The organism is Vibrio hepatarius, from assembly GCF_043642085.1.
GTDB classification, from domain to species: Bacteria; Pseudomonadota; Gammaproteobacteria; order Enterobacterales; family Vibrionaceae; genus Vibrio; species Vibrio hepatarius_C.
Genome location: NZ_JBHZSA010000001.1, coordinates 91,837 through 105,656, shown reverse-complemented (window position 1 = coordinate 105,656; position 13,820 = coordinate 91,837). Strand labels below are relative to the sequence as shown.

Below are 13,820 nucleotides of genomic sequence, written 5' to 3'. Positions count from 1 at the left end.
TTCACTTCCTTTCCAGCATTTTTCCGTACTAGGCGACGGCCGTCTGAGACAAATACCTGTTGATATCAACAGGGTCAATTTGTTCTTGAGGAAGAAATTTCTGCGCATATTCTAAGTAAGCGCCACTTTGTAAGAATAAGATGAACAGTTCCATATCAATGTGCTCATCCAGCGCCATTTTATGCATGATGTCGATAGCGACACTAATTGGTTTTGCTTTACGATAAGGCCTATCCGCTGCTGTCAGCGCTTCAAAAATATCAGCAACAACCAGTACACGCTCTGGGACTGAAATATCTTTATCCATGAGTTTACGTGGATAACCTGTCCCTTTTAACGTTTCGTGATGAGTTGAAGCATAGCGCGGCACTCGACTGAGTTCTGGTGGAAACGGTAACGCTTCTAACATCTTTATACCGCTAATCATATGCTCATTGATCTTAAAACGGTCTTCTGCCGTCAACGTCCCTCTAGAAATAGATAAGTTGTACGCTTCGCCAAGGTTGTAGAGATGCTTTGGGACTTCAACTTTAATGCCAAACTTTTCATCAAAGACCAGCGGACGTATCCGTTTTATAATGTGCTCTGGTTTATCAGCTAATAGTGGCTCTAATACAGGTAAGGTTGACTCAACATGTTGCTTGTTTAGCTCTTCTAACGGAGACAAACCAAGCCTATCATCAAAGTTCCTTTGCCATGTTTTTGAAGCAATGGACCTGACTCGTTCAATAGACTCCTCTCCCATAAATTCCCCTCCTACATTTGAACGAGCAATAAATGCAAATTCTTCTTTAAGAGTATCTTTTTCTTGTTTAAGGTCCGCCAACGCCTGTTCTTTATTGGTGGTCTCAGCTAGCTGGCCAGTGAGATACTTAATCTCGGCATCACGCCACAGTACTTCGAAGCGCATACGGATCTCATGGATCCGGTTGTAGTTTGCTTCGAGCTTCGTTCCCTTGTCTACAATATGCTCTGGCGTGGTAATTTTTCCGCAGTCATGTAGCCAAGCTGCTATCCTAAACTCCCTACGTTCATCATCATTAGCAAATTGGAAATCTTTAAATTTGCCCGTGTTACACTCTTCAGCCGCCTTCGCCAAAATCAGTCCTAGTTCTGGAACACGATTACAGTGTCCCGCGGTGTATGGTGATTTGTCGTCGATCGCTTGCGCAATCAGCTTAATGAATGCTTCAACAAACTCTTCTTGTTGTTTTTCATGCCTATCAAGCTCTGTCCCCATATTCGCTATTGATTGCGATAACTCATGCACCTCTTTTATCCGAGTTTCGACTCCGGTCAGTTGATCATACTGACGCGCTTTAATTTTCTGAGTTTCCACACGAAGCGCACGAATTGGTTTAACGATCGGAGCACTGAATCTCCATGCTAAAGGCATAAGGCAAAGCATCACTGCCGTGGTCACGGCAATAGACGTGATCAATTCAGGAATGATTTTCGCCATAATCACCGAGTTGGGCACCAACACCGCAAAATACTCTTTGTCATGTTTGCCTGAACTCATTTCCGTAATAAATAGGTACTTTTCCTCACCACCCAGCGCGATTTTCCTGATTTGGTTTAGGCTTTCCGCGCTTCGGGACAGTTGATAAAGCTCGGGATAAGGAACGAAAGTGCCTCGCCACTGGTTTGTGTCTAGCCATTTTTTTCTCAGTGCACTTCGCTGCTCAGGGGAAATTGCTTCTATCGCTAGATTGATAATATTAACCAGTGCGCTGTTTTCTTCCTTCATATAGAGATGGAACGATATAGGGTCCACATTCTGGAGTTTGGTTACAGCGACGGTCGGCTCAATAACCAACTCATTGAGCTCGCCAAGAGTGTGGTAAGTATCGACAAGATAATTTAGTTCCCCTTTCATGAGCGCTTCTTTAGCGTCATCAAGGCTCTCAAGTTCAACAATGTCCAGGTGCGGATACCTTTCCGAGAGCCAAGATTTCATCTCAAAACCACCAACAACACCTACTGGTTGTGACAATAAGTTGTTCAAGTCTTTAGGTACGCTCTTAGTCACTTTAGCAGCCAATGCCAGCTCCCCTTCAAACATAGTGCCGCTTCGTACGCCTATTGTGTCGATGTTGCTTGGTACCGAATGAAGAATGTCCAAATCTCCCACTCTATATTTCTCTGCGAGTTCAACCGTGCTAAAGCCATTGATAAACTCAAATTTCAAACCTGTTTTTTCTGAGATCAAGTTCAATACATCAATGGCGTAACCTTTAGGTAGACCTGACTGAGCATAATCATAAGGCCCCCAATCATTTTGATTAGAGACCATTAGAGACTCGGTCGAATCAATTAACGCCTGATTCTGAGCAGATAACCCCATTGGAGCAGAGTCAGGAATATTAACTTCTTGGTATAAGGTAATATTCGACGCAATCACTTCCCCTTTGTCATTGAAGATAAATGACTCGGCGCCGCTTCCTTCACTTAGACCTAATTCTGTTGCGGTGATTTTCTCATTAACCGCAGAGAGCACCACATCAATACCAATCGCACCTTTTTTGCTTTCGATTGAGTAGGTTTGACCCGTAATTTTTAAGTGCTGAAAAAGGTAAGGATCGGTTTTGAATACATTATTTCCCTTAGCACCTACGTACCACGGTCTTTGAGTCGGGAAATAATTGCTTTCTTCTTTAATGCTCTTGGTAAGCGTAAAGTCTGACGTGTAGTAGTCCGTTGTGCGTATACGATGTGCTTCGGGCCCAGTAATCTTAATAATAACCCAGCGATCATCTGGGGACGCTTCAATTCGGTCTCTAACAACTGGGGATGACTCTAGGTTGATGACTTGAAAAAAATCGTCGTTATTTAGGCCGAAATAAAGACTATAAAACAAAGGGTTGTCATCAAGGATTTGGGTAAAAATGTCACGTATTTCTTGATCAGAAAACTTGTGGTCAATCGTTGTAGATACACCACGCAATATGCGAACGCTGCTCGTCGCGTTCATTTCTACCTGCTGAAGATATTCACTGACATCAGATGAAGCAATTTTCAGCTTGGCCAATACTGCTTCTTGCGACATCTGTTTTCCAAAGTAGTACTGCAGACTTATCGCAACACAAGCAGTAATCGCGGTGGCAAATAGAAACATGCTGCCGACTGTAAACTTTATTGAGTATTTTCGGCTTTCCCTAGGCGTTTTACTCATTTCCGTGCCTCCATGGCGCTAATTTTATTGTGCAATTGATTTCTTAATTTCAATTGACTTGGTCAATTATCAAATGAAACTAAACACATTTCAATACACTATTCGATAAAAGCACAGCGATCTCATTCACAGTTCGGCCTACAAATGGGATGAAAGTCACTCACTTTGATGTGCATCCAGTTCGATAGCTGATCTCGTGAACTTTATGAACAAAACCCCCAAAATGCTCAATATTGTTTTTATCAACGCATTAGAGACAGGAATGTAACAACCTCTTAACCTTAATCACATCTATCAACAAGCTTCCCTCCCTTGCTGATAGTAAATTCATAATGATAAGTACATTTTCAATGAAGAATGTACACATACATAAGGAACGTGAATCATGTTTAAGGTACTAAAACCAACACTGGCAGCTTCGCTCATCGCAGCTTCATTTTCGTTTAGCGCAATGGCCGCTGATGTAGAGAAAATCCACTTTCTAATCCCTGGTGGCGCTGGCGGTGGCTGGGACATGACAGCTCGTGGTACTGGTGACGTATTGGTTAAATCTGATATCGTTGAAAATGTCTCTTTCCAAAACCTATCTGGTGGCGGCGGCGGTAAAGCAATCGCACACCTAATCGAAACAGCAGAACGCCAAGAAGATACGCTAATGGTGAACTCAACACCTATCGTTGTTCGCTCACTAACAGGTATTTTCCCTCAATCATTCCGCGACTTAACGCCAGTTGCAGCAACAATTGCTGACTACGGCGCAATTGTTACTTCTGTTGACTCTAAGTACGACACTTGGGAAGACGTAGTAAAAGAATTCGAAGCGAACCCACGTAAAGTGAAAATCGCTGGCGGCTCAGCACGCGGTAGTATGGACCACTTAGTGGTTGCAGCAGCATTCAAAGGCGAAGGCTTTGACGCTAAGAAAGTACGTTACATCGCCTATGATGCGGGCGGCAAAGCAATGGCAGCACTACTTTCAGGTGAAACTCAGCTACTTTCAACAGGTCTAGGTGAAGTTCTGGAAATGTCGAAATCAGGCCAAGTTAAAATCCTTGCAGTTACGGCACCTAAACGTCTAGATGCGGCTCCAGAGATCCCAACTCTAACTGAATATGGTAACGAAACAGTCTTTGCGAACTGGCGTGGTTTCTTTGCCGCTCCTGGCGCTAGCCAAGAGAAGATTGACGAGTGGAATGCTGCTTTAACTAAGATGTACAACACTGACGAATGGCAAGTCGTGCGTGACCGCAATGGTTGGATCGACAACTACAAAGCGGACAAAGACTTCTACGCTTTCCTTGAAGATCAAGAAAAGCAAATGGGTGACCTAATGCGTGAGCTTGGTTTCCTGAAGTAATTTCTGCAAAGAAGTTTAAGGGCGACTTGCACCGCCCTTATACCCCTTTCGCCGTACATGAGCTAACTACACAATCTCCTCTGTTTATTTATAGACAGTTAAGCCTTTGACTAGCAGCAAGTGGCTTATTTGTTAGTGAAACATGCTCATTAACCCTCATGTACGGCTTTTTTCTTTCTATACCTGTCACATGGAGTTGGATATGTCGGATTTGCCAACGAACTCTTTCAATAACGGGAACTTTTTCTCCAAAGAAAACCTTCTCTGCCGCGACCGTGTTGGTGCGATGATCTTTCTACTTGTCTGCCTATGCTATGGCTACCAGACATCTCAGATCCCACTGTTTCCCGGAGACGAATACGAACCCTTTACGGCAAGAACGTTACCTACATTGCTAACCTTCATCGGTATTGGACTTTCCTTACTTTTACTTGTGACTGGCCAACCTGATGTAAAAAGTGGTGCTGTCGTTGAATTTAACTGGAAACTTCTCATTGGTTTCTTAGCGCTTATGGCTCTATACGGTGTAGGTCTTACCTACGTCGGCTTTGTCATTGCAACCAGTTTATTCCTATTAGCCGGTTTCTACTTACTGGGTGAACGACGTAAAAGCGTGCTGCTTGGCGCCTCTTTTCCGTTTGTTATCGCTTTTTATCTTCTTCTTACCCAAGGCCTGGATATCTACCTAGAGCCTGGTGTTATTTTCACCATTTGGTCGTAATTTAAGGGAAATGACATTATGTTAGACGGAATCTTACAAGGCCTCTCTACTGCGGTAATGCCAATGAACATCATGATGGTGGTCGTTGGTTGTTTCGTAGGTACATTCATTGGTATGTTACCGGGTTTAGGCCCTATTTCTGCCATCGCACTGATGATCCCAATCACCTACGGTTTAGAACCTTCATCGGGCCTGATCTTGATGGCGGGTGTTTATTATGGTGCGGTATTTGGTGGTTCAACCTCTTCAATCCTAATTAACGCTCCTGGCTGTTCTTCTACCGTTGTAACCGCGTTTGATGGCTACCCTATGGCTCAGAAGGGCCAAGCGGGCAAAGCTCTGGCCCTAGCTGCCTACTCTTCATTCACCGGTGGTACATTATCTGCAATCATGCTGCTCGTGGCGGCTCCTGCACTAGCAAACGTATCGCTGAGTTTCCAATCATCTGATTACTTTGCGCTAATGCTTCTGGGTCTGTCAGCGGTAGCGGCTTTTGCCGGCCCTGGGCAGGTTATCAAGGCGTGGATGATGACAATTCTTGGTCTGATGCTATCAACTGTCGGCATCGATAAAGGCGTGGGCGTAGAACGTTTCACTTTCGGCCTAACTGATCTGATGGATGGTTTTAGCTTCCTTCTTCTTGCGATGGCGACCTTTGCGTTGGGCGAAACCTTGATGGGAATTCTTAAGCCTGAGCAAGATACTCGCTCTGATGAGCAAGATAAGATGAGTAATATTGGCAGTATGAAAGTCACTAAAGAAGAGATTAAAGAAGTTGCACCTGTTTCAATCCGTTCTTCTATTCTTGGTTTCTTCACTGGCGTTCTACCGGGCGCAGGCGCAACAATCGCGGCATTCTTAAGCTACGGTATGGAACGTAACCTTGCTCCTAAAGAGAAAAAAGAGGAGTTTGGTAAAGGCAGCATCCGCGGTCTTGTTGCTCCTGAGTCAGCAAATAATGCGGCATCTAGTGGCTCTTTCGTACCGCTATTGACGCTGGGTATCCCTGGTTCTGGTACCACTGCTATCATGCTTGGCGCCCTTATCGCCTACGGTATTCAGCCTGGCCCTCGCCTGTTTGTTGAGCACCCAGACGTCTTCTGGTCGGTCATTATTTCTATGTACTTTGGTAACATCGTACTGGTTATTTTGAACCTGCCGTTAATCCCGTACATCTCTAAGCTGCTTGCAGTACCGCGCACTGTGTTGCTGCCAATGATTTTGTTCTTCTCTATCACTGGCGTGTACCTAGTTTCTTTCAACACCATGGATGTCTTCATCATGCTGTTGATTGCGATGGCCGCTATTGCTCTGAGATTGGCGAACTTCCCGCTCGCACCGCTGCTACTTGGATTCATTCTTGGCGGCTTGATGGAAGAAAACCTTCGTCGCGCATTAATGATCAGTGATGGTGAACTGAGCTTCCTGTGGGAACGCCCTATCACAATGACATTTACCATTTTGGCTGTTTTGGTGCTGTTTAGCCCACTCTTCGTAAAGCTGTTCCAAAAACTAAAGCCGCCCCCGGCTAAGGTCGAGCAATAGTATTTACATTCCTATGTATTTGGGGCATAACGGCCCCTTTTTTATTGCCCCTAACTCTATCGACACATGTTGTAGAAAACACACTTAGAGTATAAACTCTATTTTTTAACAGTTAGGGAACATTAGTATGTCATTGCGTCCACTTGCGCTATTGATAGGTTGTGCCAGTCTCGCCTCTCCTTTCGCATACTCCGCGCCAATTAGCTTTGACCAAGCATGGCAGGTCTTGCAGCAAGAAAATAACTCACTCGCGGCACAACGTTCTAATGTCGAACGCTATCAGCACCTTGAAAGTGCAACCAGCAACCTTAATCTCCCTTCTGTCTCAATTGGTGCCAACTACACCCGCCTTGATACCGATGTCACCGTTTCAGGCAAACAACTTAGTGATTCTCTTAGTAATGTCTCACCTATTGGTCAAGCAATCTTGCCTTTATTCAATGAGGTTACGTCTACTGTAACCGAACGCGACATCTTCACTTCATCCATTCGCGCAATTTGGCCAATTTTCACCGGTGGGCGCATTAATGCCGCTCAATCCGCCGCAGAAGGGAAAAAAGAGCAAGCCAAGAGTGAACTTGCGATGGAAACCCAAGCGCGCTTTGAAGACTTAAGTAAATACTATTTTTCCGTTCTACTTGCTCAGGAAGTGGTTCAAACTCGCCAGTTAGTCGAGCAAGGACTGACCAAACATCGTGACAATGCGGTTAAGTTAGAACAACAAGGTCAAATCGCTCGTGTTGAGCGCTTACAGGCCGAATCTGCATTAGATAAAGCCACCATTGAACGCAAGAAAGCTGAAAAAAGTTTGGAAATCGCTCAATCGGCGCTAACACAAATCCTTAACCAAACAAGCACGGTTGAGCCGGCCGATGGTCTTTTCATTAACCAGAATTTACCCGAGCAAAACTTGTTCGTTGAACGCACATTGGCAACCTACCCTGGGCTAGCACTACTTGATTCGAAAGAGAAACAAGCGAATAGCCTGATTGATGCAGAGAAAGGCAAATATTACCCAGAGGTTTACCTTTACGGTGACTATAGCCTGCATGAAGATGATTCCCTTGCCAGCCAAATGAAGCCAGATTGGTTGGTTGGTGTTGGTGTCAATATCCCATTGATTGAAAACAGCGGTCGCAGCGAGCAAGTAAAAGCGGCCCACAGCGCGGTTTCTCAAGTTCGTTACTTAAAAGCTCAGGCCAAACAAGACTTATCGGTATTGGTGCAAAAAACCTATCTCGAAGCTCAACAAGCTCAAGAGGAAGTGCTTGGCCTTCAATCAAGCATCGAACTGGCACAAGAAAATCTAAAATTGAGAGAAAAAGCCTTCACTCAAGGCCTTTCGACATCAACCGATGTGGTCGACGCACAGCTTTATGTCGCGAGCGTACAAACGCAAAAGGCTGCAGCAAGTTTTAATTACTTAATCTCACTTTCAAAGCTACTGGCTCTCTCTAATGAGATGAGTTCATTTAGCCAGTACCAACACAACGCAATCAACGTTTCGAGTTTATAAGGATCCAAGATGAAAAATGCAAAAACACTTCTACTCACTGCCGCTGCATTTGGTGTCGCTTCTTGGGTCGGCTATAGCTTTTACCAAGCTTACCAGCCACAACCGATTCGCTTACAAGGTCAAATCGAATCTCAGCAATACAGCATTTCTTCCAAAGTGCCGGGGCGTATTGACCAAGTGCTGGTTCGTAAAGGTGAGATGATTAAACAAGGTGATTTAGTCTTTACCCTTCACAGCCCAGAAATTGAAGCCAAACTAGAACAGGCCAAAGCAGGCGAAAAAGCGGCTGGTGCCTTAGCGATGGAAGCCAATAAAGGCGCTCGTAGCCAGCAGATTCAGGCAGCTAAAGATCAATGGTTAAAAGCAAAAGCCGCAGCTCATCTGATGGAGAAAACCTACCTTCGCGTTAATAACCTCTACAATGAAGGCGTAATCGCAGAACAAAAACGCGACGAAGCCAAAACCCAGTGGGAAGCGGCTAAATATACCGAAAGCGCTGCGCTGCAAATGTATAAGATGGCGGAAGAAGGCGCGCGCAGCGAAACTAAGCTTGCCGCGGCTGAGAAAGCACGTATGGCCGCAGGCGCAGTAGCGGAAGTAGAAGCGTATGCCCAAGACACCACAATTAAAAGTTGGTTTAACGGCGAGGTTTCTCAGGTTCTGCTACAAAGCGGCGAACTCGCACCGCAAGGCTTCCCTGTCGTAACCGTCATTGACACTCAAGACTCATGGGCAATGCTCAATGTGCGTGAAGACCAGCTTAAGTATTTCGAAAAAGGCCAAACCTTTAATGCATATCTGCCTGCTTTAGACAAAACCATCGAGTTTAAAGTGAGCCATGTTGCGGTGATGGGTGATTTCGCAACGTGGCGTTCAACCGATGCCTCACAAGGTTTTGACCTACGAACATTTGAAGTAGAAGCTCGACCTACCGAGCCACAAACCGGTCTTCGAATGGGCATGAGCCTAGCAGTCGAAATCAACTAAGCGCAGCAGCAATTATGCATACCAACCCAACCTCTCAATTGGAAATCGTTCGCCGCGATAAATGGCTGCTATCCAGTGTAACTTGGATCCCCTTGCTGCTAGCAGTAATGATTTGGGCAATATTCTCACAAGGTATTGCCCGTGATTTACCCGTTGGTGTCGTGGACCTATCATCTAGTGCACTTTCACAAAAATTGGTACGCTATTACGATGCGACGCCTGCTATGCACGTCAGCGAAACATTTACCAGCGTACATCAAGCGAAACAAGCCCTCATCAACGGGGATGTTTACGCCTATGCCGTTATTCCTTACCAATTCGAGCAAGAGATCTATAAGCAGTTAACGCCCCAAGTGAGTGTGTTCTACAACAGCCAAATGATTCTAATCGGAAAGCTGTTAAACTCCGCATTTTTACAGGCGCAAGGTACGTTTAACGCTGAGCTAAGCACCATAAAAGGTCTCGCTGCCGGTAACTCTACTCTGCTTTCCGCCATGGGTAACGCTGTTCCGGTACGCACCCAAATTACTCCGCTATTTAATAAGAACTCGAATTACGCGCAGTTTTTAGTCTCAGCGATCATTCCAGCTCTGTGGCAGATAGTCATCGTTGTCACCACGATTCTAATCTTAGCGGCCAATTTAAGAGACCGTCGATTATCACCTTGGTTGGCCAACCAGCCAATACGAAGCCTGTTTTCAACGCTCGCTCCCTACTACTGGGTATTTGCGCTGCAAGGCTTCGGTTTTTTGTGTTGGTTCTATCTAGGCTTTAAATGGCCAATGAACGGCAGCTTTTTAACGCTTGTTATTGCTCAAGCGGCAACGATCCTTGCGTGCATGGTTATGGGCAGTGTGTTTTTCTTTTTGACCCTAGATGCAGCACGCGCGATGAGTTTCGCAGGAGCCTTCACCGCACCGAGCTTTGCATTTATGGGCATTACCTTCCCAGTGACCGACATGAGTAATCTCGCGCAAATGTGGCGTAGCCTGCTGCCAATCAGTCACTATATTGAAGTTCAAGTGAGCCAAGTCAGCTACGGTCAAGCATGGGCGACGTCTCTTAGTCACCTACTTCCAATGTTTAGCTATGTCTTACCTTTGCTTCTGACCTTCGCACTGATTAAAAAGCATCTATCAAATGAGGTGACAAAATGACCATCATCGAACTCATTAAGTCAGAGCTCAAAGCGATTATCACCAACCCTGTAGTAGCATTAACCGTTTTTGGTGGGGTATTGTTTTACTCTTTTCTCTATCCGCTCCCATACAGTCACCAGACTCCACGTGAGCAAGAGATCAGTATCGTTAACCTGGACCAAAGCCAAACCAGCTATAAGCTAGAGAGGATGGTTGATGCGACACCACAGGTAAAGGTGGTTCAACGCGACTACAGTGTGGAAGCGGCGCATCAAGCGTTCCTAGCAGGTGAAGTTAGCGGGATTTTGGTCATACCTGAGCACTTCTACAAAGACCTTATGCTTGGCAAAAGCCCGACGCTTGCTTACGCGGGCGATGCCTCCTATTTCTTGGTATACGGCACAATTGTTGAAGGGTTAGCGCAAGCAGGCGGGACATTAGCCGCGCAGACGACAGTCGCTAAGCTGGTGCTTGACGGCCAGCCCTTATCATTGGCCAGTGAACAATACGCGGCGACGAAGCTGAACTTAAAGCCAACCTTTAATCCTCGCATGGGTTATGTCGACTATGTTGTTCCAGCCGTATTCGTATTGATTTTGCAGCAGACACTTGCGATGGCGGCCGGCTTAGTCGGTGGAACTCAGAAACACGGTAGTGGATATTGGAATCAAGTTGCGCCACTCAAACTGCTGAGCGTTAGGACAGGTATCCTTGTTGCTATCTACTACTTACTGAGCTGCTACTATTTTGGCGCTAGCTTTACAATGCATGGCATCAGTCAGTTAGCTAGCATAGGGAATCTACTCACCCTACTTCTACCCTTTTTAATTGCCTCTAGCGCAATTGGCGTCTGGCTTGGCAGCATTACACCGCGAAGAGAATTAGTTACTTTAGTCGTATTGATTAGCTCTATGCCGCTAATTTTTAGCGCCGGCTTTATATGGCCAATAGAAGCGATACCTACACCGATTGTTTGGCTGTCACAGCTATTCCCGAGTACACCTGCTATTCAAGGGTTTCTGAGACTCAATCAAATGGGTGGGGAATGGCCAAGTATTGCTAACCAATACGCTTTGCTGTGGCTACAAGCGATTGGCTGGGCAACGATCGCTTGGCTATCACTCAGAAAGTCACTCAATACAAAAACAAAGGCTGGTTATTAACCAGCCTTGATTCTTACACCTTAAATTGATTCACCATCTGTCGCAGTGATTCCGCTTTATTCGCGAGCTCTTGCGCTGAACCAGATGCAACACCCGCTTGCTGATTGGCATTTTGTGACGCTTCTGAAACGCTCTCTACGTTTTTAGCTACTTCACTACTTGCAAGAGACTGCTCCTCAGCGGCTGCAGCAATACTGTCAATCATACTCGCTACTTCTTGCGCGCCACTCACAATATCTTCCAAGCTTTTACCCGCCTCAGTCGCAAGGCTAAGCCCTTCATGGACATGGCTTGTACCTGCTTCCATCCGATTCACCGCTTCATTGGTTTCACTTTGGATTGCCTCAATAGACTCGCCAATTTCTTTGGTCGCGCTTGTGGTTCTATCTGCAAGGGCTCGAACCTCATCTGCCACCACCGCAAAGCCTCGACCCGCTTCACCCGCACGAGCAGCCTCAATCGCAGCATTGAGCGCAAGCAGGTTGGTTTGCTCTGCGATATCATTAATCACATTAATAATTTCACCGATTTGAGCACCGCGTTTACCCAATTCGGCCACACTATTGGATGACGCCGATACTGCTTCGTTGATAGAGTTCATTCCCTCAATGGTACTTGAAACGATTTGTCCACCTGAGTTTGCTGTCACCCCAGCATCTTGAGCTCGCGCCGTGGCATCCGCAGACTTAGTCGCCACCTCTTGAATACTGACTGCCATTTCCTCAATCGATGCGGAGATTTGCGCGACTTTATCCGATTGCAATTCAAGCTCTCTAGTCATATCAATGTTAGCTTGACTGATAGCCACGGAGCCACTGACCACCTCATCGGTTGTGGAAAGTACTTGAGTCATCGCGCTATTGGTTTTTTCCACAGCTTGGTTATAGCTTCGAGCCATCTGGCCCAGTTCATCTTTAGACGCAACGGATATCGTTGCGGTTAAATCCCCATCAGCAAGCAGTTCAAGGCCCTTCGCCACTTCGGGAACAGGTTCTGTGATCGCTTTGATTACTCCCCACGAAATCACAGAGCCAAGAACAATGGCCAACAGTGTACCGAGAATTAACGTATTCTCCATCGAACTCGCCGCCCCTTCCGCTGCGGCTTGACGCTCGATCAGCAATTCATCTTCCATTGCAATGAAATCAGCAATTTGAGAGCGGAACTTATCAAAATAGACTTTCCCTCTCGCCTCACCAACCAAGGCCGCCATATCATTCATACTCTTAGCGTCACCGATATCCGTTCTTAGCTGAATGATTGGCGAAACGACCTCTTTCTGCCATTCATCGATGGTTACTTTCATGTCATCGAGCAGTTTCACCTGAGCAGGGTTGTCACTCACGGTTTGCTTTAATGAAGCAATATCTTGGTGGAACTTCTCACTACCTTGGTTATAAGGGTCTAAAAATTGTGGCTGCCCCGCCAATAAGAAACCCCTCATCCCCGTTTCCATATCAACCGCAGAAGCTAAGATTAGTTGTGCAGCTTCAATGACTTTATGGGTATGGTTCACCCAACCACTCGCCTCATTCAACGAATTTAAAGAGGAAGATAGTTTTCGATAGTCTTGCGCTGACATGAAGCTTTGGTCGTTCACTTGATCTAATAAGCTAACGCTATTGGTGAAGTTTGATTCGTTCTCTTCTTGACGCTGTTTGAGCAGTTTACTTTCTCGTTCGATAAACAAACTGACTTGACCACGAAACTTATCAAAGTAAACCTTCCCTCTGGCTTCCGCGACGATATCAGAGATGTCATCCATGGTTTTGGCATGGCCAATTTCTCGACGCAATGCGATGGCAGGCTCAGTCACATTGTTCAACCACGAATTAATGGTCGTTTCGATTTCACCGAGTCGATTAACTTGAGTAGGGTTATCACTGACTGTGTTTTTAAGATCTGTTACCAGCCGAGAAAACTCCTGCTGTCCATTATTATAAGGCTGCAAAAAGCCTTCCTTGCCCGCAAGTAAATACCCACGCATCCCCGTTTCCATGTCGACAGCAGCAGCTTCTATCTTCATCGCTTGCTCAATTACCTTGTGGGTATGGTCAACCATACCACTGGTTTCAACCTGGGAGTGAGAGCTAGAAATGGAAAGAACTGAAAGGAAAACAAGCAGTACGAGGGGAATTCCCGCAGCAAGAGCGATCTTAAACTTTAGAGGGATATTTTTGAATGCCATTTTGAACTCCTAGACCTAACTAAGCGAGT

At 45.7% G+C, this 13,820-nt stretch carries 9 protein-coding genes; 7 read left to right on the top strand and 2 right to left on the bottom strand.

What is annotated here, in order from left to right; genetic code table 11:
• Positions 1-28: 28 nt before the first annotated feature.
• On the bottom strand, positions 29-3,175 hold the full coding sequence (locus tag ACHUFZ_RS00525; protein ID WP_394125410.1) for an HD domain-containing phosphohydrolase: 3,147 nt from the start codon (positions 3,173-3,175) through the stop codon (positions 29-31).
• Between the two features lie 385 nt (positions 3,176-3,560).
• Between ACHUFZ_RS00525 and ACHUFZ_RS00520 the strand changes: the two genes are divergently transcribed.
• The 7 genes from ACHUFZ_RS00520 (at position 3,561) to ACHUFZ_RS00490 (ending at position 11,603) form a co-directional block, all read left to right on the top strand.
• Complete coding sequence (locus tag ACHUFZ_RS00520; protein ID WP_394125409.1) at positions 3,561-4,532, top strand: tripartite tricarboxylate transporter substrate binding protein; 972 nt, start codon at positions 3,561-3,563, stop codon at positions 4,530-4,532.
• A 202-nt stretch (positions 4,533-4,734) separates the two neighbouring features.
• Positions 4,735-5,253, top strand: a complete 519-nt coding sequence (locus ACHUFZ_RS00515; RefSeq protein ID WP_394125408.1) for a tripartite tricarboxylate transporter TctB family protein — start codon at positions 4,735-4,737, stop codon at positions 5,251-5,253.
• Positions 5,254-5,271: 18 nt separating this feature from the next.
• Positions 5,272-6,798 carry a tripartite tricarboxylate transporter permease gene (locus ACHUFZ_RS00510; RefSeq protein WP_394125407.1) on the top strand — a complete coding sequence of 509 codons (1,527 nt, stop codon included), beginning with the start codon at positions 5,272-5,274 and terminating at the stop codon, positions 6,796-6,798.
• Between the two features lie 127 nt (positions 6,799-6,925).
• Positions 6,926-8,314, top strand: coding sequence for a TolC family protein (locus tag ACHUFZ_RS00505; protein ID WP_394125406.1), 1,389 nt, complete (start codon positions 6,926-6,928; stop codon positions 8,312-8,314).
• A gap of 9 nt (positions 8,315-8,323) precedes the next feature.
• Entirely contained in the window at positions 8,324-9,301 is a 978-nt protein-coding gene (locus tag ACHUFZ_RS00500; protein ID WP_394125405.1) for an HlyD family secretion protein, read from the top strand.
• 14 nt (positions 9,302-9,315) lie between these two features.
• Positions 9,316-10,458, top strand: a complete 1,143-nt coding sequence (locus tag ACHUFZ_RS00495; protein ID WP_394125404.1) for an ABC transporter permease — start codon at positions 9,316-9,318, stop codon at positions 10,456-10,458.
• Positions 10,455-11,603, top strand: a complete 1,149-nt coding sequence (locus ACHUFZ_RS00490; RefSeq protein WP_394125403.1) for an ABC transporter permease — start codon at positions 10,455-10,457, stop codon at positions 11,601-11,603. The genes ACHUFZ_RS00495 and ACHUFZ_RS00490 overlap by 4 nt, the downstream gene beginning before the upstream one ends.
• Positions 11,604-11,616: 13 nt before the next feature.
• Here the strand turns inward: ACHUFZ_RS00490 and ACHUFZ_RS00485 are convergent, their stop codons facing one another.
• Positions 11,617-13,791, bottom strand: coding sequence for a CHASE3 domain-containing protein (locus ACHUFZ_RS00485; protein WP_394125402.1), 2,175 nt, complete (start codon positions 13,789-13,791; stop codon positions 11,617-11,619).
• Positions 13,792-13,820 lie beyond the last annotated feature (29 nt).